14 protein-coding genes and 2 pseudogenes are annotated in these 20,024 nt (G+C 61.8%); 4 read left to right on the plus strand and 12 right to left on the minus strand.

The window, feature by feature from the left end; genetic code table 11:
• Positions 1 to 29: 29 nt before the first annotated feature.
• The 10 genes and pseudogenes from FBY10_RS11225 to FBY10_RS11270 all read right to left on the minus strand — a co-directional run bounded on the left by FBY10_RS11225 (position 30) and on the right by FBY10_RS11270 (position 13,263).
• Entirely contained in the window at positions 30 to 1,562 is a 1,533-nt protein-coding gene (locus tag FBY10_RS11225) for an FGGY-family carbohydrate kinase (protein ID WP_131698202.1), read from the minus strand.
• Between the two features lie 4 nt (positions 1,563 to 1,566).
• A complete protein-coding gene (locus FBY10_RS11230) occupies positions 1,567 to 2,658 on the minus strand; it encodes an alcohol dehydrogenase catalytic domain-containing protein (protein WP_131698203.1) in 1,092 nt (363 codons plus the stop codon).
• 25 nt (positions 2,659 to 2,683) lie between these two features.
• Positions 2,684 to 3,676 (minus strand): ABC transporter permease, encoded by a 993-nt coding sequence (locus FBY10_RS11235; RefSeq protein ID WP_145336211.1) that lies wholly within the window; start codon positions 3,674 to 3,676, stop codon positions 2,684 to 2,686.
• Positions 3,642 to 5,150, minus strand: coding sequence for a sugar ABC transporter ATP-binding protein (locus tag FBY10_RS11240; RefSeq protein WP_131698205.1), 1,509 nt, complete (start codon positions 5,148 to 5,150; stop codon positions 3,642 to 3,644). The genes FBY10_RS11235 and FBY10_RS11240 overlap by 35 nt, the downstream gene beginning before the upstream one ends.
• Positions 5,151 to 5,213: 63 nt before the next feature.
• Entirely contained in the window at positions 5,214 to 6,137 is a 924-nt protein-coding gene (locus FBY10_RS11245; RefSeq protein ID WP_145336213.1) for a substrate-binding domain-containing protein, read from the minus strand.
• A 217-nt stretch (positions 6,138 to 6,354) separates the two neighbouring features.
• Positions 6,355 to 7,821 (minus strand): acid shock protein, encoded by a 1,467-nt coding sequence (locus FBY10_RS11250; RefSeq protein WP_145336215.1) that lies wholly within the window; start codon positions 7,819 to 7,821, stop codon positions 6,355 to 6,357.
• 281 nt (positions 7,822 to 8,102) lie between these two features.
• Positions 8,103 to 8,889: pseudogene (locus FBY10_RS11255) on the minus strand (hypothetical protein).
• Between the two features lie 137 nt (positions 8,890 to 9,026).
• A complete protein-coding gene (locus FBY10_RS11260) occupies positions 9,027 to 10,139 on the minus strand; it encodes a lipocalin-like domain-containing protein (protein WP_371920972.1) in 1,113 nt (370 codons plus the stop codon).
• A pseudogene (locus FBY10_RS11265) lies at positions 10,123 to 12,607 on the minus strand (FtsX-like permease family protein). The gene FBY10_RS11260 and the pseudogene FBY10_RS11265 overlap by 17 nt, the downstream one beginning before the upstream one ends.
• On the minus strand, positions 12,604 to 13,263 hold the full coding sequence (locus FBY10_RS11270) for an ABC transporter ATP-binding protein (RefSeq protein ID WP_131698210.1): 660 nt from the start codon (positions 13,261 to 13,263) through the stop codon (positions 12,604 to 12,606). Before FBY10_RS11270 ends, FBY10_RS11265 begins: the two are co-directional and overlap by 4 nt.
• A gap of 274 nt (positions 13,264 to 13,537) precedes the next feature.
• On the opposite strand from FBY10_RS11270, the gene FBY10_RS11275 reads away from it, so the two are divergent.
• The 3 genes from FBY10_RS11275 (at position 13,538) to FBY10_RS11285 (ending at position 17,576) form a co-directional block, all read left to right on the plus strand.
• Complete coding sequence (locus tag FBY10_RS11275) at positions 13,538 to 14,212, plus strand: histidine phosphatase family protein (protein ID WP_131698282.1); 675 nt, start codon at positions 13,538 to 13,540, stop codon at positions 14,210 to 14,212.
• Positions 14,213 to 14,400: 188 nt separating this feature from the next.
• Complete coding sequence (gene arnT, locus FBY10_RS11280) at positions 14,401 to 16,056, plus strand: lipid IV(A) 4-amino-4-deoxy-L-arabinosyltransferase (protein ID WP_145336217.1); 1,656 nt, start codon at positions 14,401 to 14,403, stop codon at positions 16,054 to 16,056.
• On the plus strand, positions 16,056 to 17,576 hold the full coding sequence (locus FBY10_RS11285; protein WP_145336219.1) for a glycosyltransferase family 39 protein: 1,521 nt from the start codon (positions 16,056 to 16,058) through the stop codon (positions 17,574 to 17,576). The genes arnT and FBY10_RS11285 overlap by 1 nt, the downstream gene beginning before the upstream one ends.
• A 105-nt stretch (positions 17,577 to 17,681) precedes the next feature.
• Here FBY10_RS11285 and FBY10_RS11290 read toward each other — a convergent pair whose 3' ends face one another.
• On the minus strand, positions 17,682 to 18,086 hold the full coding sequence (locus tag FBY10_RS11290; protein ID WP_131698213.1) for a RidA family protein: 405 nt from the start codon (positions 18,084 to 18,086) through the stop codon (positions 17,682 to 17,684).
• A 372-nt stretch (positions 18,087 to 18,458) separates the two neighbouring features.
• Between FBY10_RS11290 and FBY10_RS11295 the strand changes: the two genes are divergently transcribed.
• Positions 18,459 to 18,734: a DUF6124 family protein gene (locus FBY10_RS11295; protein ID WP_145336221.1), complete on the plus strand. Its 276-nt coding sequence runs from the start codon at positions 18,459 to 18,461 to the stop codon at positions 18,732 to 18,734.
• Positions 18,735 to 19,086: 352 nt separating this feature from the next.
• Here the strand turns inward: FBY10_RS11295 and FBY10_RS11300 are convergent, their stop codons facing one another.
• Complete coding sequence (locus FBY10_RS11300; RefSeq protein WP_145336223.1) at positions 19,087 to 20,019, minus strand: pyridoxamine 5'-phosphate oxidase family protein; 933 nt, start codon at positions 20,017 to 20,019, stop codon at positions 19,087 to 19,089.
• Positions 20,020 to 20,024 lie beyond the last annotated feature (5 nt).

Here is a 20,024-nt window from a genome sequence, read left to right on the forward strand (position 1 = left end):
CCGCTCCCACATTTTTGGACCGTGTTGATTCAGGTAGCTTGCAGGTTGTGCATGATCGGTCTCAGGGCCGGGTACAGTTTCAAATACTCGGCGAACACCCGGTCATACGCCTCGACGTTTTCCGCTTTGGGCTCAGCCCGCAACGCCAGGTGCACCCACCCTTTGTCCATTGCCCCATCACTCACCAATCCCACCGTATGCGCCGCCAACAACGCCGCGCCCAAGGCGGCCTCGACTTCCTGGACAATGGTGTACACCGGTAACCGCGTGACGTCCGCGATGATCTGCATCCACAAATCCGAATGGCTTGCGCCCCCTACCACGATCAAGCGCGGGTCCAACGAGTGCGCGCCACGAGTACCCGCCTCGATGTTATGGCGCAGGGCAAAACTCACCCCCTCCAATACCGCACGGTACAGGTGGATACGGCTGTGATACAGGTTCAGCCCGACAAAACTGCCGCTGGCGCGGTCGTCCCATACCGGGCTGCGCTCGCCCATCAGGTACGGCAGGAACAACACCCCTTCGCTGCCCGCCGGAATGTTCATCGCGCTCTGTTCCAGCAGTACCAGGCTGTCCTGGCCGCTGGCCTTGGCCTGTTGTTCCTCGGCCTGGCAGAACTGTTCGCGAAACCAGCTCACCGACGCCCCGGCGGTGATCGCGCCGCCGAAGATGTACAGGTCCCGGTGGCCGTTGTAGACATGGGGCATGCTGACCAAGCCGTGGTGCGCATCCACCCGCTGGTTCAGGTAGCCCCAGCACATACTGGTGCCGATCATCGCCACATGGTTACCCGGCTGCGTGACGCCGGCTGCCAGCGTTGCCATGGCCGCGTCCACGCCACCGGCAAGCACCGGCATGCCCGCCTGCAAGCCCAGGCGCGTAGCCCAGTCTTCAAGCAAACCACCGACGACTTCACCGCAATACAGCAGTCGCTGCGGCATCATCGCCAACGGTATATCCAGCGCCGCAAGCATTGTTTCGGACCACCCCCGCGCCGCCATATCGTAGACCCCGCCGATATTGCCGGCGCTGCTATGGTCCACCGCCAGCTCACCCGTGAGGCACCAGTTGATATAGCTGTTGGGCGGCAGCAAGTAGCGGGTTTTCGCCCAGACCGCGGGCTGGTGCTGCTTGAGCCAGAGCATCTTGGTGAAACCGTAATAACTGTCCACCGAGTTGCCGGTGATCGTGAACAAACGATCCAGGTCGACATGCTCGCGCACCCACGCCACCTGCTCGCCGGCGCGGCGGTCCATCCAGATCAGGCAGGGGTGCAAGGGCGTCATCTGCCCATCCACTGCGATGCCCGAACCGCCATACAGGCTGCTGATGCACAGCGCCTGGACCTGGTCTTTGGCCACTCCGGCCTTAACCATGCACTGCGCCACGCAGGTCTCGACCGCATCCAGCCAGACCTGCGGCCATTGCTCGGCCCAGCGCACCTTGGGGGTATCCACGCTATACCCCTGGCGGTGCTGGGCAATGATCGTGCCTTGAGCATCCACCAGCAGCGCCTTGGTACTCTGGGTTCCTATGTCCACACCCATCACGTAGTTCATGCTGCTACTCCTGGGATGGCAGCACCGGCTTCAACAACACCTTGATCGACTTGGTCGAATTGGCCAGCTCAAAGGCTTCGGCAAAATCATCCAGCGGGAAATCATGGGTGACGATGCCCTTGGAGGTGACCAGTCCGCGCTCGAACAGGTCGATGGCAATCGGGTAGCAGTAGGGGCCGAGGTGGGCGCCACGCACGTCCAGCTCCTTGCGGTCGCCGATGATCGACCAGTCCACGCTGGTCTCGGCACCGAACACACTGAACTCGACAAACCGACCAAGCTTGCGGATCAGATCCAGGCCCTGCGTGACGCCGGCCGGCACGCCGGTGGTTTCGATGTAGACGTCGCAGCCGTAATGGTCGGTAAGGCCATTGATCATCTCGCGGGCGTTGTCCCGCGCCGGGTTGATCACCACGTCGGCGCCGAATTTTTTCGCCAGCTCCAGGCGCTCATCGACCATGTCGATCACCACCAGTTTCTTTGGCGTTTTGAGCGCCGCGACCTGCACCATGCACAGCCCGAGGGTACCCGCACCGGCGATCACCACCACGTCGTCAAGCTGGATATCGCCGCGGTTGACGGTGTGGATCGAGCAGGCCATCGGCTCCACCAGCGCCGAGTCTTCCAGCGACACCGACGCGGGAATCTTGTGCACAATGGCGGTCTTGGGAATGCGCATGTACTGCGCCATGCCGCCTTCGGCCACTTCACGCTGGAAGCCGAAGATATTGTGCACTTCACACATCCAATACTTACCCGACTTGCAGAAACGACACTTGCCGCACGGCACGATCTGCTCGGCGATAACCTTGTCGCCCACCTGTACCTCGAAGTGCTCCTCGGCGCCCTCGCCCACTTGCTCCACATAACCGAAAAACTCGTGGCCCGGTACCACCGGCGCCTTGACCCAGGGGTTGTCGCCGCCCCAGAACATCGCCGCGCCCGAGTGGCACTTGCAGTCACTGGCGCAGATGCCGCACGCGGCGATGCGGATCACCAGTTCATTGGGCCGCGCCTGGGGTTTGCCGATGCGTTCCAGGCGGTAGTCTTTGGGGCCGTGGCAGACGACGGCTTGCATTTGGGTGTGCTTGTCCATGATGGTTGGCCTGTATGAGAGAAGTTTATTTATGGCGCTGACGGCTGATGAAAATCGCCAGCAAAATGATCCCGCCCTTGATCACGCTCTGGACGTAGGGCGACACCCCGAGCATGTTCAATCCGTTATTCAAGACCCCGAGCAGCATGGCACCGAGCAAGGTGCCGACAATCACCCCACGCCCACCGGCAATCGACGCGCCACCGAGTACCACGGCGGCAATCGCATCCAACTCGAACGACACACCGGCATTCGGCTGGCCGCTCATCAGGCGTGAGGTGAGCACCAGCCCGGCAATCGCGGCGGTAAGGCCGCTGATGCCGTACACCAGCACCTTGAAGCGCGCCGCGCGTACGCCGGACAAGCGCACGGCTTCTTCATTGCCGCCGATGGCGTAGATATAGCGGCCGATGCGCGTGTGTTGCAGCAGCACATAGGCGGCCAGGTAAGTGATCAGCATGATCAGGATCGGCACCTGGATGCCGAACACGCTTTCGCGACCGAAAAAAGCAAACCAGTCCGGCAACCCGGAAATCGGGTAGCCGTCGGTGTACATCAGGCCCAGGCCACGGGCGATGCCCATGGTCGCCAGGGTGACGATGATCGGCGGCATGTGCAGGTAGGCCACGAACAGACCGTTGCCGATGCCGAACGCCACGCCGATCAGCATGCCGGCACCTATCGCCAGCCCCGGCGGCAGCCCCGCGACCATCAGCCCGGCCGTCAGCGTGCCGGACAACGCCATCACCGGCCCCACCGACAAATCGATGCCACCGGTGAGGATCACGCAGGTCATGCCCACCGCGATAATCGCGTTGATCGACACCTGGCGCGCGATGTTCGTCAGGTTGCTGGCGGTCAGGAACGTGTCGCTGGCCAGGATCATCACCAGGGTCACCACCACCAGTCCCACGAACGGATAGAACGCCGGCGAGCGCACCAGCCGCGCCAGGTTCAGGCGCAGCCGCGCGGTGTCAGCGCGGTTAATGGACGTATTCACTTGAGCCCCCTGTTGCATGGCGCATGACCTCTTGAGGATTGACGGCGGACGCTTCCAGGACCTTGACGATCGCGCCCTTGTGGAACACGGCGACGCGGTCGCACATGCCGATGACTTCGGGCAGTTCGGAGGAAATCATGATGATCGCGTAGCCCTGTTCGGTGAGGCTGCGCATCAGAGCGTAGATCTGTGCCTTGGCGCCCACGTCGATGCCGCGCGTGGGTTCGTCGAACACCAGCACGTCGCAGTGGTGGTTGATCCAGCGGGCAATCACCACCTTTTGCTGGTTGCCGCCGCTGAGGTTGAACACCCGGCTTTCGCCGCTCGGGGCCTTGATCGACAGCTGCTTCATCAACGCCTCGACGCTGGCGCACTCCTTGGCCTTGTCGATCAGGCCACCGGCGTTCTGGTACTTGGGCAGGTTGTTCAGGGAGATATTTTCGCGAATGCTGAAATCAGTGATCAGCCCTTCGCTCTTGCGGCTTTCCGGCAGCAGCCCGATGCCATGGGCCAGCGCCTGGGCCGGGTCGTCGAGGCGGATTTTTTCACCACGCAGCCACACCTCTTTGCTCACCGACGGCAGCGCGCCGAGCATGCCCAGGGCCAGTTCAGTGCGGCCGGAGCCGACCAGACCGGCAAAGCCGAGGATCTCGCCCTTGTGCAGTTGAAAGCTGTTATGCGGACCGTTGCGCACGAGCTGGATGTCCTTGACCTCCAACAACAACGGGCCGCGTTCGGTGCCGGACTTGGGCGGGAAACTGCATTCCAGGCGGCGGCCCACCATCATTTCCACCAGGCGGTCGATATCGCTGTCGGCCACATCGGTCACGCCCACGTTGCCGCCGTCGCGCAGTACGCTGATGCGGTCGCACACCTGGAAAATCTCTTCCAGGTGATGGGAGATAAAAATCACCGCCACGCCCTGGCGCTTGAGCTCACGCATGATCTCGAACAGCAGTTCGGCCTCGCTGGGTGTCAGGGTCGCGGTGGGTTCATCCAGCACCAGCAAACGCGCATCCAGGGCCAGGGCCTTGGCGATTTCGACGAATTGCTGCTCGGCCACGCTCAAATGCTTGACCGCGCAATGCAGGTCGATGCTCACGCCCAGACGCAGGAACAACGCCTCGGCGGCCTCGACCATCTCGCGTTTGCGCAGCAGGCCAAAGCGGTTGCTCAGCTCATGGCCGAGGAAGATATTTTCCACCGCCGTGAGGTAGGGAATCAGGCTGAACTCCTGGAACACGATACCGATCCCGGCAGCGATTGCGTCGCGGTAAGTGGCGAAACGTTGCGCCTGACCGTCGATGAGGATGCGCCCTTCGTCCTGATGCTCGACGCCGCCGAGGATCTTCATCAGGGTCGATTTACCCGCGCCGTTTTCGCCGAGCAAGGCATGGATCTCGCCGCGCTCGACTTGCAGGTTGATGGACTTGAGGGCCTGCACCCCCGGGTAACGCTTACAGATATTTTCCAGCTTCAGAAGACTGCTCATGCCGCCGACCTCTCGCTCAGAAGGATGACCAGGGCCCCACGCATACCGAGGGGCCTGGGCGGTTTACCAGCTGAAGTCCTTGGCCTTGGCCTGGTCGATCAGAGTGATGTCCACCGGGATAGTGGCGGGCACTTGCGAGCCCCACTTCTTCGCCAGGGCAATGCCCAGGGCCAGGCGGATCTGGTCGCGGGGGTACTGGGCCGAGGTGGCGATGAATTTGCTGCCGGGCTTCTGGATCGCCTTGATCGCTTCCGGCGCGCCGTCGACGCTGACCAGTTTTACGTCCAGGCCGCTGGCCTCAATGGCAGAAAGCGCACCGAGGGAGCCGTTGTCGTTCACGCTGAAAATGCCCTTGAGACCGGGTTGGGCCTGTAGCATGTTTTCGGTGACGGTCAGCGCCTGGTCACGCTCCTGCTTGCCGTTCTGGACGCTCACGATCTTGATGTCCGGGTGCTTGGCCACGGCCTCTTTGCAGCCGCGCACGCGCTCCAGGATCGGCACCACGGCGATACCGTCGAGGATGGCGATATTGCCTTTGTCGCCGATGTGCCTGGCCAGGTATTCACAAGCCTGGAAACCGGCGTCGAAGTTCTTCGAACCGACGAATGAATCCAGCGGGCCTTCGGCCTGGGCGTCCACCGCCACCACCACGACACCGGCGGCGTGAGCGGACTTGACGGCCGATTGCACGCCTACCGAATCAGTGGGGTTGATCAGCAGGATATCGATGCCTTTTTGCAACATGTCTTCCACGTCGCTGACCTGCTTGGACACGTCGTGGCGGGCATCGGTGATGATGAGTTTCGCACCGATGCTCGCGCCGGCTTCTTCCAGGGCGTTTTTCATGGTGACGAAATAGGGGTTGTTGATTTCCTGGAACGACGCGCCGATGCGGATCGGTTTGGGGGCGTCGGCGAATGCCGGTACAGCGTTGCCGAGGGTGATGCTTACAGCCAATAAACACAGGGTTTTCGGGAGCATTTTCATGGCGTGGTCTCTGTTTTGTTTTTATTTTTAGAGCAAATGTTATCGTTAACATTTTGCGAGAAACTAGCAAGGAAACCAGGCCGGTGCAAGAGGCCGTTGGTCAGTCCCGAACAAATGTGGGATCGCCGGTGGTGAGCCGGTCGCCGAAACGAGCGTTGGCGAAACGAAAAAAAAGGAGCAGCCGGTTCCGGCTGCCCCTTTCATTTATCGCGATGTATCAGTGTGTGATGTTCTGGGTGCAGATGTGTCCCAGGCTCACGTAAGGGACGTTATCACCGCCCACTCCCACACCTTGGAACTCATCCAGCTCGATGCGCCAGCCACCGAAGTTGAAGGTGGTGTCCCAGTTGTACGCCACACCGGTGCTGCTGTCCGGGATTACCACACGGTAGTCGCCGAAGCACTCACCCAGGGAGGCGCTGGCCAGGGTCGCGCCTGCACTGTTGGTGGTGGCCTTGAAGTCGGTCCAATGGAACTCGGCACCGTCAAAGCGTTTGTCGACGCGCAACACCGGCGTTACCCCCAGCAGCGGCACGCCCGTGGAGTCGGCCCATTGGGTCGACCAGTTCAACGTGCGCGCGGTCTGCGTTGCCAGAGGGAACACTGACACCGGTACCCGCACAATGTTGTCGCCCTTCACGTCGAAACTCTTCAACTGCGGCGCCGAACCCAGAGTCAGGTTGTATTGGACACTCGGATCCTGGGTGACGCCAGGGTTGGCACGTACCCGCACTTGCGCCACATAGCCAGGTGCCAGACCGGAGGCAACCAGGTCATCGCCGACCAGTACCTGGACCCAGTTGTTACCTTCCAGACGCTCGAAGATCCACTGGTCACTCACCTCTTTTTTGTCATCGCTCAGGGACATCGCCACGTTTTGGCCACGGGTGGCCTGGAAGGCGAAGTAGTCGACATCATCCGGGTTGTCGAGATTGCCCGTCACCTTGTTCAGGGCGTCGGGCAGCACGAACGAGGCTTGCGGGGTGTCGTTGGGTTCATAGGCATCGATGTTGGTGTCCACCGCCACGCCAAAACTGAACTGCGCGTCGGTGGCCTCATTGGCCACCATGTACCAGTAATAATCCCCCGCCGGCAGCACGCCCCCCAGGAATTCATCGGCATTGCCCGCGTTGTCGGAGGTACCGATCAGTTGGGGATTGCCCTGGCCGTCATCCCGGAACAGGCTCAGCGACATATTGGCACCGGCACTTTGGTCAATCAGTTGCACCAGTATGCGAGCACTTTGCGGCAGGTTGAAGTGGTAGGGAAACTCCTGGCCTGTCTGCACATCGGTAATGGTGTAGAGGGTATTGACGTCCAGCGTCGGAAACAGCGGCACGAATTCGGCGACCGCCGTTTTCAGCTGGTCCTGGGCGGGTTTCTTCAGTTCGCTGTCAGCGGTGGCAACCGTGGTGGTTTTTGCCGGTTGACTGGCCACGGCCTTGGATTTTCCGGCCGCCTTGACCGCCATCGCCGCCTTGAGTTTTTGCTGCAACTGCGCGGAGATGGGCTTGGTTTCGAGCGTACCGCCCGACTTGAGGGCTTTTTCCGCAGCCTGCTTGGCCGTCTGTGCACTCAGTTTCGGGGTGGGCTGCGAAGGGTATTGCTCGGCCAGGGCGAAGGCCGAAACGAAGCAGGAGGCCGCCATGGCCGCGCCCAGCATAAAGGCTTTTTTCGATTTCATTTTTTATCCATCCATAGTTAAAAACTGAAGGTCAGGTGACATCCGGTCACCTGGGATGGAATGTAGGACATTACTGGATGTATGTACAGTATTTTTTCAGATGAATGTGGCCTTAAGGAAAAATACGTGTAGGAAAAACTAGCCCCCTCGAACCTCTGCGTTTTCACTGAAGTAGCTCTCCAGCTGGTCGAGCTTCGTATATTCGGCAAAAAGTATCAGTCCCACGACAACCAACATCCCGACAAACCACACAATGGTGTAAGCAAGAAAAAAACTCATGGCTAAGCCCCCTCTGGCTGGAATATCAAATCACCATTGACCTCCAGGATCTGTCCCCCCAGAAACGCTCCGCCATCGCCGAATAAATTGCCTCCCGCATACCCACCCGCAGCACTTCCGATAACGCTACAGATCAGTTCACCACGCCCTTTAGCCGCAATGCCTAAAAAAATGTTGCATGCGCGCCGACCCAGCTTAGCGCCAAAACTCGCAGCTCCAGCCGCCCCAGCCACTCCCCCCACCAACCTCCCCGTCTCCACATACTTCGCCCTCCTGCACTGCGCCTCCCGCCCCGTCACACACGCCTCCTTGATCTCCAGCCCGGTCACGCCCACATCCAGCGCGATCCCAATGAAAGTTCCCTTACCCAGCCACTTGGACGTCTGCGCAATCTCGCGCATGCGCTGCGCATACCCCGCGATCTCGCCTTTATGCAGATAGCTGTTAGTCGAAATCCCCAGCACCTTCTTCAACGACTCACTGCCCTGCAACCCCGTGCAGAACCGTGCATCGCCTTGCAGTTGCAGATCCAGGCGCCGGAACAGGGCCTGGCGCTGTTGGATAAAACCATCCCGGTCCAAAGCACCGTCCTTCAAGCGCTGATGCAACCGCTCGATGTCCTCCAGGGTCTGCGCCACCTCATTCAGATGTCGCGACCAGGCCGGGGCGCAGGTGCCGGTTCAGCACATCAAAATGGTCAGAACGTTGTCGGCTCGGGGCAGCGCCCATCAGGCGGGATTTCAAGCTGTTGTAGTCCGTTGCGCGGTCGTTGATATAGCTCTGCGCCATGCCTTACATCCGGGATGCAATGAAGATGGCGTCGAAATATAAGCAAGCACCTACGCCCCGAACACAAGCGCAGGTGGGCTGAATTGCATTTGGGAAGTTGCCTACTTCACGAAGAAACTGGGCCTACAGAAACAACCCTAATAACCGGTCATCTCCAGGTAACCCACCCCACCCTCAAACCGCACCGGTCCTTCCCAATACGGAATACTCAGGTTCATCCAGGCGTTGGGGTTGACGGCCTGGGTGGTGATATCCAGCTGCTTGCTGGGAATCTTCAGCGACCAGCGTGTGGGAATCTGGCGTCCGTCGATGGCTGTTGTGTCCAGCGGTGCCAGTTGGATATCGGCGTTGTGCAGGGTCTGGGTGTGGCCTTCGCGGTCGATCCAGGTGCCGGTCAGGTAGGACGCGCCGTCGGTTTGCCGCACACGAAACAGCATCAACTGCTCACCACGGTCCAGGTGCAGGGAGAACCAGTCCCAACCGGTCTGACTGGCGGTCAACGGTTGGCTGCTCCATTCGCGGTCGAGCCACGCCGGGCCGCTGACCTGATACGTCTTGCCGTCGATGCTGACGCTGCCATCTGCGGTAAAAAAGGGTTGGCTGTAGTAGTACGACGCCTGGCCCTGGTCGGATTTGCGGCTGTAGCCGTTGTCGCCCTGCAGCACCAGCGGGCGGCTGGAGGTCAGGCGCAGGTCGTAGGCAAATTGCGCACCGCTGGCCTTGAGCTGCATGTCCGCCAACGCGCTCGCGGCGCCGGGCTGGCTGGCGAAATTCCAGTCGTCGATCCACGCGTTGAACGGCACTGCCTGCGCCCCGGCCTGGCCGACGCCGCCGCGGGCGAAGCGTTCGGCGGCGTAGTGGTGGGTGGCGGAAGTGACGGCGGCGTGGCCAAGCCATACGGTCGAGTCGTGCCAGCCGGCTTGCGTCGGCTCGGCCTTGAGGGCGTTGCGAAACAGCGTCCATTGCACGCCGAACACATTGCCTTGTGCGTCCTTGAGGTTGGCGGTGACGTACCACCACTCGATACGAAAACCATCGTGGGGGCCGTGGTCCTCGGGAAAGCTGAAGACCTTGCCGGGCAGCACCTGGGCAAAGTCGGCCGCGTCACTGCCCAGGCCGGCGAAGCTTTCCGGCGGCGCAGGTTGTTGGTCGCACGCGCCTAACAGCAACAGAAGAAGCCCTGTAGGAGCGAGCTTGCTCGCTCCTACAGAGAGTACAGCCAGGAACAGGGACTTAATCTTCATGGGCAAACGTCCTCAACAAATCCACCGGACGACTGCGGTACAGCTGCCACAGCGGCCAGGCCGATGCCAGCAGCGTGGCCAGCAGCGCCAGCCCCAGCAATTGAGCGAGCTGCCACGGGAACACTTGCAACGGCAGGCGCCAGCCAAAGGCCTGCACGTTGATCACCGCATCCAGGCACCACGCCAGCAACAGGCCCAAGGGCAATGCCAACACCAGCGTAAGCACCGCCAGCAACCAGGTTTGCCCCAGGTTCAGCAGCATCAATTGCCTGCGCGTCACCCCCAATGCCCACAGCGGAGCGAGTTGGCCGAGGCGGCTCTGGCTCTGGGTCAGCAGGCTGATGAACAGCGCCACACCGGCCACGCCCAAGGTCAGGCTGTTGAGCGCGGCGGTGGCGGCGAAGGTGCGTTCGAACACCTGGCTCGACCAACCCTTGAGTTGCTGTTGATCGACGATACGGCTGTCTTCCAGGGCAAAGGCGCGCTGCACTTCACCCACCAGCGGCGCCACGTTTTCCGGCAATACCCGCAGGTTGAAACGCGCCGGCGTCAGTGTCGGCCAGTGAGCCAGCAGGTGGCGGGAATTGACCAGCACGTGGCCCTTGGGATTGCCGTAATCGGCGTACACCCCCACCACGGTCGGCGACCACACACCCTGCGGCGTGGGAATGCTCACCGTATCACCCAGCGTCACCCCCAGCCGCCGCGCCAGTTGCTCGCTGAGCATCAGGGTCTCGCCTTGCTGCAACTGGTCCCACGGCGCGCTCGCCGCTTCCAGCAGCGGCCAATGCTGACGGTAGGTCGGGTCGTCGACCACGCCAAACAGATCCGCCGGCCAGCCCTGCAATTGCACCGCGACCTGCCAGGTGGGCAACACGGTTTGTACCAACGGTTGCTGCGCCAGCCAGGCACCGAGGTGTTCTGCCTGGGCCGGGTTTTGCGGGTTGAGGTACAGCTCGGCGGTAAGGCGTTGCTCCAGCCAGTTATTGAAAGTGTGGCGAAAGCCCGAGGTCATGGAGCCCGCGCCGATATTCGCGGCCAGGGCCAACAGCAGCGCCATCAATGCGAGGCTCAGGGCCGGCAGTTGTTGACGGCAGTCAGCCAGGAACCACTGGCCGAGTACCGAACGGCTGCGCCCCAATACGACCTTCAACAGCCCATTGAGCACGACCGGCAACCCCAGGGCGGCGCCGAGCAACAACCCCGCCATCAACACAAAGCCCGCCGCCAGGCTATCGCCCAACCATAACGCCAACAACGCGATCAGTAAGGCCGTAGCCGCGACCCAGCCCTGGCGCCGCAACCAGCGCCCATGGGCCTCGTGCCAGGCCTGGGCATTGGCCAGCGCCAGCAACGGCAAACGTGCCGCGCGCCACAGGCTGCTGGCGCCGGCAAGCAAGGCACCGAGCAAACTCAAGCCCAGCCCCGCTGCCCACCACCCTGGGTTCAAGCTCAATTGGCCCGGTACCTCGGCGCCATACAGGCCGCGCAGGCTGGCGGCCACATCCGGCAGCAACAGGCTGGCCAGCAGGTAACCGCTGGCGACGCCGAGCACGCCCCCCAGCAGCGACAGCGCCCCCAACTCCACCCCCAGGCCGAGGATCAACATCCGCGCACTCACCCCACAGGCGCGCAACGTGCGCAACAACCCCCGCCGCTGCTCCAGGGCCAGGCCGATGGCCGCGTGCACAATGAACAGCCCCACCACAAACGACAGGAAGCCCAACGCATCAAGGTTCAGGTGAAAGCTCTCGGTCAACCGCGCGAGGTTATTCTCCTCGCCCTGCTTGAGTTGCAGCCCGGCGGGCGGTGTGGGATGGCGAGCGGCGAAGGCCTTGTCCACCAGCAGGCGCGAGAGCTGGCCGGGCATCTCCAGCAGCGGCTGGGCAAAACCGATATCGGTGAGCAACAGGCCGGGCGCCATATCCGCCTGGACCTGCAACGGTGGCAGGCGCTGCCCATTCAGTGTGAGCGGTTGCTGGCCTGCGCGCAGCCCCAGGGCCTGCAAGGTGTGCGGCGCAATCCAGGTACGCCCCGGCGGTTCAAAGAAGGCCAGCATCTGCGCCTGGCTCAAGCGCTGCCCCGCCACCGCGCCGCCACCGCGCCGCCACCGCGCCGCTGCCGGGCAACGACAGCGGCTCAATGCCCATCAACTGCAGGCGCACATCCTCATGCCCTTTGAGTTGCAGCCGCCCCTGCACCACCGGCGACACCGGCCACCCGGCGCGGCGCAGTTGGGCAAACAGCGTTTGCGGGAAACTGGCGGCGTCCGGCGCACTGAGGCTGGCCTGGGGTTCGCCGCCGATCAATTGGCTGGCGCGCGCGTAACTGTCACGGGCCTGGCTGTTGAGGGCCTGCACCCCGGTCAGCAGCGCGGTGGCCAGCCACAGGCCGGTAAGTACGCTGAAAAACTGCACCGGATGGCGTCGCCAATGGCTGAGCAAGGCGCGCATGGTCCAGTAAAACACGCTCACGTCGGCAGGACCTTTCCATGATGCAGCACCACTTGCCGGTCCAGGCGGGCGGCGATGCGTGGGCTGTGAGTGACCATCAACAGGCTGGTGGGACTGTCGCGCAGCAGGTCCAGCAGCAGTTGCAGCACCTCGTCGCTGGTGGCTTCGTCGAGGTTGCCGGTGGGTTCGTCGGCCAACAGCAAACCCGGGCGCGAGGCCAACGCCCGTCCGACCGCCACCCGTTGCTGCTGGCCGCCCGAGAGTTGTTCCGGATAGCGCTTGAGCAAGTCCCCCAGGCCCAGGCGTTCGACCAATTGCGCCTGCCACTGCGGATCAAAACGCCCCGCCAGGCGGGCCTGGAATGCCAGGTTGTCGTCGACACGCAAGCTGCCGATCAGGTTGAACTGCTGGAACACCAGGCCGATCTCGGTACGCCGCCAGTGGGCCAGTTGCGCCTCGCTGAGCTGGTCGAGGCGCTGCTCGCCCACCTGGATAGTGCCGCCGTCCACCCGATCGAGCCCGGCCACCAGGTGCAGCAAGGTGCTCTTGCCGCTGCCGGACTCGCCCATCAAGGCCAGGCTGCTGCGCTCGCTCAGATGCAAATCGACCCCCGCCAACACCGGCAGCGGGCCTTGGGGAGTGGCGTAGCTTTTAAAGACACCTTGCACCTGCAACATGGCAACACTCGTCTGATGGCTGGCAATCGAGAATAACGGCTAAGGATTCACGTCACGCAAATTTTTCACATTGATTTCACCGGTTGCCCACCCACCGCCCTTTAAATTACCGGCCAAACGTCATTCGTCGGCAACTTGTTAGTTACCACGCCTGGCAACTTTTAACTGCAGCATGTTCAGCGAAAAGACAGCCGCCCTGTGACAGCCTCCCGCTTCACTTCGGGCACTCGCCGACAAGTTGCGCCTCATGAATACAATATTGCCGACAGTGACCATGGTGAATGAAGTGGTTGACCTTACCCTGACCAAACCACGCTCACGCCGGGCCTTTCTGAAGCGTTGGCAAACCCTCTGGCTGGGGATCGTGGTGGTCGCCTTGCTCATTACCGGCAGCCTGTTCTGGCCTTCATCACCACAAGACCTGGGCGTGGGCAATCGCTTGTTGAGTTCCCAGGTGCTGCCGCTCTGGCGCGATGGCGACCTGATCGTGCTGGTACGCCATGAAGAGCGTTGCGATCGCTCGTCCAATCCATGCCTGGGGCCGGTGGAAGGCTTGACGATCAATGGCAGCCAACACGCTGAAAAACTTGGGAAAGCCTTTAAAACACTGGGTATGGATGGCAGCGACGTGCTCGCAAGTCCAGCCATTCGCACCGCCCAGACCTTACGTTTCATGTTCGGCAAAAACGAGCTGACCTCCGGCCAGCAGGCCGTGTGCGGCACGGCCATGGGCGAAGAATTACTCAGCCACAAAGCACCCGGGCGCAACCTCGTCTTCGTCACCCACAGCGGTTGCATTGCCGACTTCGAAACCGCCCTGGGCTTCCCCCACGCCAAGTTTTCCGAGTACGGCAGCGCGCTGTTCGTACAGGTGCTGGCCAACGGCAAGTTCAAGGCCCTGGGCATCATGAAAAACCAGGATTGGCCAGCCGCACTTAAACAAATCTAAGTCATTCCCTTCCCGCCCCTACGGCCTATGTTCAGCAAAAAGACAGCCCTGTTCTGGCATGTTTAGTTGCGCCCTTTAATTAAGGTCGTTATGACTATTTCCTGTTACTTAGTGAACGCTGTGACGACTTTCGCCATTACTTCATTAGTTGAAAAAACTACCATCAGGCGTCAGGGAGTGACGTTTTCATGACCCGCCTGAAACCCCTGCCGGTGTTATTACTGGCCTTCGTCGCGTTTTATCTATTGCCCCTGGGCCTGCACGGTTTGTGGATACCGGATGAAACCCGCTACGCCCAGATCAGCCAGGAGATGCTCCTGAGCGGCAACTGGGTGGCGCCGCACTTCATGGGCATCCGTTATTTCGAAAAACCCGCTGCCGGTTACTGGCTGATCGCCCTGGGCCAGGCCGTGTTTGGCCAGAACCTGTTCGGTGTACGCATCGCCTCGGCCCTGACCACTGGGTTGAGCGTGCTGCTTGCGTACCTGATCGCCCGCCGCCTGTGGAACGACCCACGCAAGAGTTTCGCCTGCGCCCTGCTCTACCTGAGCTTTGGCCTGGTGGCCGGGCAAGCGGGGTACTCCAACCTCGATCCGCAATTCACCTTGTGGGTCAACCTGAGCCTGGTGGCGCTGTGGTTTGCCCTCGACAGCAGCCTCCTGCGCAGCCGTCTGGGCGCCTGGGCCGTGCTGGGATTCGCCTGTGCCATGGGGTTCATGACCAAGGGTTTCCTGGCGTGGGCGCTGCCGGTACTGATTGCCGTGCCTTATATGCTCTGGCAACGGCGCCTGGGCGAGCTGCTGCGGTATGGCCCGTTGGCAATCGGCGTGGCCGTGCTGGTGTGTTTGCCCTGGGTGCTGGCGGTCCACACTCAGGAACCGGATTTCTGGCGCTTCTTTTTCTGGAATGAACACATCCGCCGCTTCAGTGCCGATAACGCGCAACACGTGCGGCCCTGGTGGTTCTTCCTGCCGATCATGGCGGTGGCTTGCCTGCCGTGGGCCGGGCTGCTGCCCAACACCCTGCACCAGGCCTGGAAAGAAAAGCGCCACCCGGCGATCGCCTTCCTGGCCCTTTGGCTGCTGTTGCCCCTGGGCTTGTTCAGCCTGAGCAACGGCAAGCTGCCGACCTACATCATGCCGTGCCTGCTGCCCCTGGCGTTGCTGATGGGGCATACCTTGAGCGACCTGGTCAGCCAAGGCAAAACCCAAGCCCTGTGCCTCAATGGCCTGTTCAACTTCGTGATCGGCATGGCCGCCATGGTCGGCCTGATCTACCTGCAAATCGCCAGGCCGCTGTACAGCAACAGCCATGCCGAGATGTTCAGCCTGTCGCTGGCGTTTATCGTGCTGCTGGGCTGGATCCTTGCCAACCTGCTGCAGGCCTTGCGTCCGCTGACGTTGTGGGCGATGCCGGCCCTGGGCATCGGCCTGCTGGTGATCCTGCTGCCGGCGAGCATGCCGGCGCAGATCGCGGATAACGAAATGCCCGACCAATTTGTGCTGGAGCATCTGGATGAGTTGCAGCACACCCACGCACTGCTGAGCAATGAACTGGAGAGCGCCAGCGCATTGGCCTGGCGCCTGCAACGCGCCGACGTGGTGCTGTATGACACCGAAGGCGAGTTGCGCTACGGCTTGCAGTACGCTGGTGCCGTAAAACGCAAAGTGGGGTTGGAACAGGTTCAGGGCTGGCTCAAAGAAGCACGCCAGCACGGCTCGGTCGGCGTGCTGCTGCGGGTCAACAGCACCAGTGAAATGCGCGAGGCCGGGCAATTGCCGCCCGGAGGCAAACGCTATCACAAGGGCTACCTGGAACTTATCCTCTACCCGCAGGCGCCATGATGCCGGGTTATTTCAAGACCGAACGCGGCGCCCTGCTGCTGTTGCTGGGCGTCTCGGCCCTGCTGCTGCTCACCGGCCTGGGCGCGCGTGACCTGTGGGGCCCGGAAACCCGCTGGGCGAATATCGCCTTGCAGATGCTGCAGAGCGGTGACTATTTCGACCCGTACCTCAAGGGCCTGCCGTATTACGACAAACCCCTGCCCTCCTACTGGCTGATCACCGGCGCGGCCCACCTGATGGGGGGCCTTGGTCCCTGGTCGTTGCGCCTGCCGTCGGTGATCGGCGCGTGGTTGAGTGTGTGGCTGGTGTACCTGATCGGCGAACGCCTGTTCCGCAAGGGCACGGGGCTGATCGCCGGCTGGATGCTCGCCACCACGTTCTACTTCCTGTTCTGGGCACGCGTGGCCACGGCGGATGTGCTCACCGTGTGCGGCGTGCTGGCGGCCGTCGCCTGGTATTGGCGTGGCCCCGACGACACGCGGCTGTGGCGCTACACGGTGTTTTTCCTGTTGCTGGCCCTGACGTCGTTGTTCAAGGGCCTGATCGGCTTTGTGCTGCCCGGCCTCGTGCTGTTGCCGCACCTGCTCGGCGAGCAACGCTACAAGCGCCACCTCAATCTGCGCCTGGTGCTGGCCGTGCTGATCGCCGCCGCAGTGTATGCGGTGCCGTTCGTGCTGTCGCACGTCTACGGCGCACCGACCTATGGCGCGAGCGGCCTGGCGTTGGTGTTCCGGGAAAACGTGGTGCGTTTCTTCGACCCGTTCGACCATATGGGGCCGATCTACACCTACCTGATCTACCTGCCCGCCTACACGCTGCCCTGGACTCCGTGCTGGTTGCTCGGCCTGTGGCTGGCCGTGCGGCACTGGCGCCACACCGCGCCGAACGCGCGCTGGCTGGTGTGGGGCCTGGGCCTGCTGTTTGTGTTCTTCACCGCCAGCGGCAGCCGGCGCAGCTACTACGTGCTGCCGCTGGTGCCCTTTGCCCAATTGCTGGCGGCGTGGTGGCTGAGCGAGCGCGTGTTGAAAAAGCCCGCCCTCTGGCCGCGCTGGCAGAAGGGTCTGGGGATCGCTGCCGCACTCATGCTGTTGATACTCGGCGTGGCCTATCCCTGGTCTAACGGCAACGGCGGCGTGACCCGCTTCGCCGAAGATGTGCAAGCCGAGGCCGTGAAAAGCGCGCCCTGGAACCAATGGCAGATGGTGCTGGTGGAAGTCGACAACAAGGTCCCGATGTACCTGCAAAATGGCGGCAAGCCGTTCTACTACATCGCCGAGACCCAGGACTTTCCCCGCCAGGGTGACACAGCCGCCTTCATGGCCTGGCTGGAAAAAACCAGCGGCCAAGGCTTTGACCCGCAACGTACGATCATCGTCGCGCAGTTCTCCAAGGACGATCCGACGCCGCTGGCGTATTTGGGTGCGGATCATCAGGTGATCACGACCCGGCCGGACAATGGCGAGCGGCTGTTTCACAAGCGTGACGAGGGCAGTGTCGCGTTTATCCCTGCGTCACGCTGATAGCTGCGTATCAGGTGTGCTTGTACCGCGCTGGGCGGGGCGTGGGGACAGTGAGCCGCTTGATCATGGCAAACAGGTTTTGGGGTGAACAGGCTTTTTGTGGCCTTATTTCGGTGGAACCACCGCCTCCGCCTCTATTTCGATCAACCACTCCGGCAACGAAAGCCCACTGACAATAATCCAGGACGACGGCGGCGGGTTATGGGGGAAGCGCTCACGGAGCGCCCGGGCTATGAGTTCCTGCTGATCACGCGCGGATTCGACGATATACAGCCGCAGCATCACCACATGGGACAAGTCACCCTCGACCTCGGCCAGGATCTTTTCGATATTGTCCAACGCCGTAGCGGTTTGCTCGGCCATGCCTGGACCCACGGTACGCTCCTGGGCGTCCACACCTACCTGGCCGGAAAGCAGAATACGCCGGCCATCAGGCACTTCGATGGCTTGGCTGAAGCCGTATTGCAAGGAGTTGAATACGCTCTTGGGATTGATGACCTTGGGTTGCATGACGCGTCCTTGTTGTCGGTAGGAGTGCAAGGCTAACGTTAAAAGTCTTACGTCTCCAGGAGAGGGCTTTGGGTGATGACGATGAGCAGGTCCATCGGACCGCTCTTACGCAACTTTCGGGTTGCGTCTGATCCACCTCGCCGCTAACCTTCGCGGGTCGCTGCAAATTCAGCGAATGGGTGTGGTAGCCCAGTTCTTTCATAGACCCCAAAACGCTCAAGGGCGTTTTTTTGTGCGGGCTGCTTTGTGGCGGCTGTGCATGGGAGGCTTCGGCCTGCCGGGTTTCTATGACCGGTCTACCACCCCGTGTACAGTCGCCTCCTGACTTCGTGTGGTAGCGAAATGGAGGTGCTCATTCATAGGAGCTTCGCCATGAAGAAAGTCACACCCAATCCCCCGCCATCCACCTCGGATGACAATCCGCAAATACCCCCCGATGTCATCTTCACCGTCCGTCCCGGCCTGAGTACGGAAGCCGCCTTGAGTAACGCCAGCGAGATGCTTGAATCGGCCACAGTCTGCGCGTACGACTGCGCCGAACGTCTTGACAGTCACCACCGCAGGCAGGTGCTGGCAGTGGTGCAGATGATCGAGATTGCGCAGTTATTGGTGGATGAAGCCCTTAACCGGGAATGCCCGGCGGCCTGATCACACAGCGCAAACTCAAGCAGCACAGCAGAGCCCCAGTGGGAGTTGTCGAGCTAAAGCTCGACAGCTCTTAACTTCAAATAACTTACTGATTTAAAAGGGTTAAAATTTCACCCTGACGTCGTGAGTCTTGCATACACAATTTCAGGCGACCGCATTCCTGTGGCGAGCGGGCTTGTCCCGCGCTGGGCTGCGCAGCAGCCCCAAAACCAGGCGCAGAGGCGTACCTGATACACCGCATTCGTCTTCATCAGGGCCGCTTCGCAGCCCAACGCGGCACAAGCCCGCTCGCCACAGAGGTCCCCGTTTGCTGCGCGGCAGCGCTACGTCGAGCAGGATAAATACGCTGACGCTACCAACCGCCCATCGCCAGGCTGAACGGCGAAAACTCCGCGAACTGCCACCGTAACGCCAACGCCGCCGGGCGGCGGACCACGTGGTCCACGGTCACCGTCCATAACCGCTGCGCGCCTTCGAAGCGGGCGACTTCAGGGCCGTCGAGGATCAGCGAGGTATGCCCGGCGATCTGCAGCACATCCCCCGTTTCAAAGTCGATAAACAACAGCCCCGCCACCGGGTTGGTCGCCAGGTTGCCCAAGGTGTTGAAGAACAGGTTGCCGGCAAAATCCGGGATGGTCAGCACATTGCCCTCCACGCGCACAAAGCCGGTGTTGCCGCCGCGATGGGAAACGTCCACCGAGCGTTCACCGTTGACCTCGACGTAGCTGGCGACGAAGAAGGTGTCGGCGTTGCGGATCATGCTTTCGGCAGCGGCGTCGAGGCTGCCCAGGCGTTCGACCTGGGTGCCAGGTTTACGCGCGATCCCATCGACCGGCCGCAGTTGGATGTATTTGGGGCAATTGCCGTAGCTCTGCACCACGTCGACCGACAGGCCATCGTGATCGAGCGCGCCGACACGGCCGTTCATACGGTTGCGGCGACGGGTGTTCAGGTCGATGCCGAGCAGGCCCACTGCGGCGCCCTTGTGCAAGGCCGCGCGGGCCGGGTCGCTGGCAGACGGCAGGCTGTCTATCTGCAACGTATAAGGATCGGGAGAGTGGACGAACCCCGGCGCGCCTTCAATCAGGGTCGCCCAGGGAATCCCCTGTTCATCCACCACGCCGAGCACCAGGTACGGCAACAAGGGATAGAAATCCCGATGCTGCTCCGGCAGGTGATCGCGTATCACCTTGGGCCCGACCACGGCCATGCGCTCGGCCACGCCGACCGCTGCTTGTAACTGCCGTTCGCCGGCATGCCAGGGGGATTGTTCGACGGGGTTCATGGTGA

Origin of the sequence: Pseudomonas sp. SJZ103 (assembly GCF_007828335.1) — a bacterium.
Taxonomy (GTDB): Bacteria; Pseudomonadota; Gammaproteobacteria; order Pseudomonadales; family Pseudomonadaceae; genus Aquipseudomonas.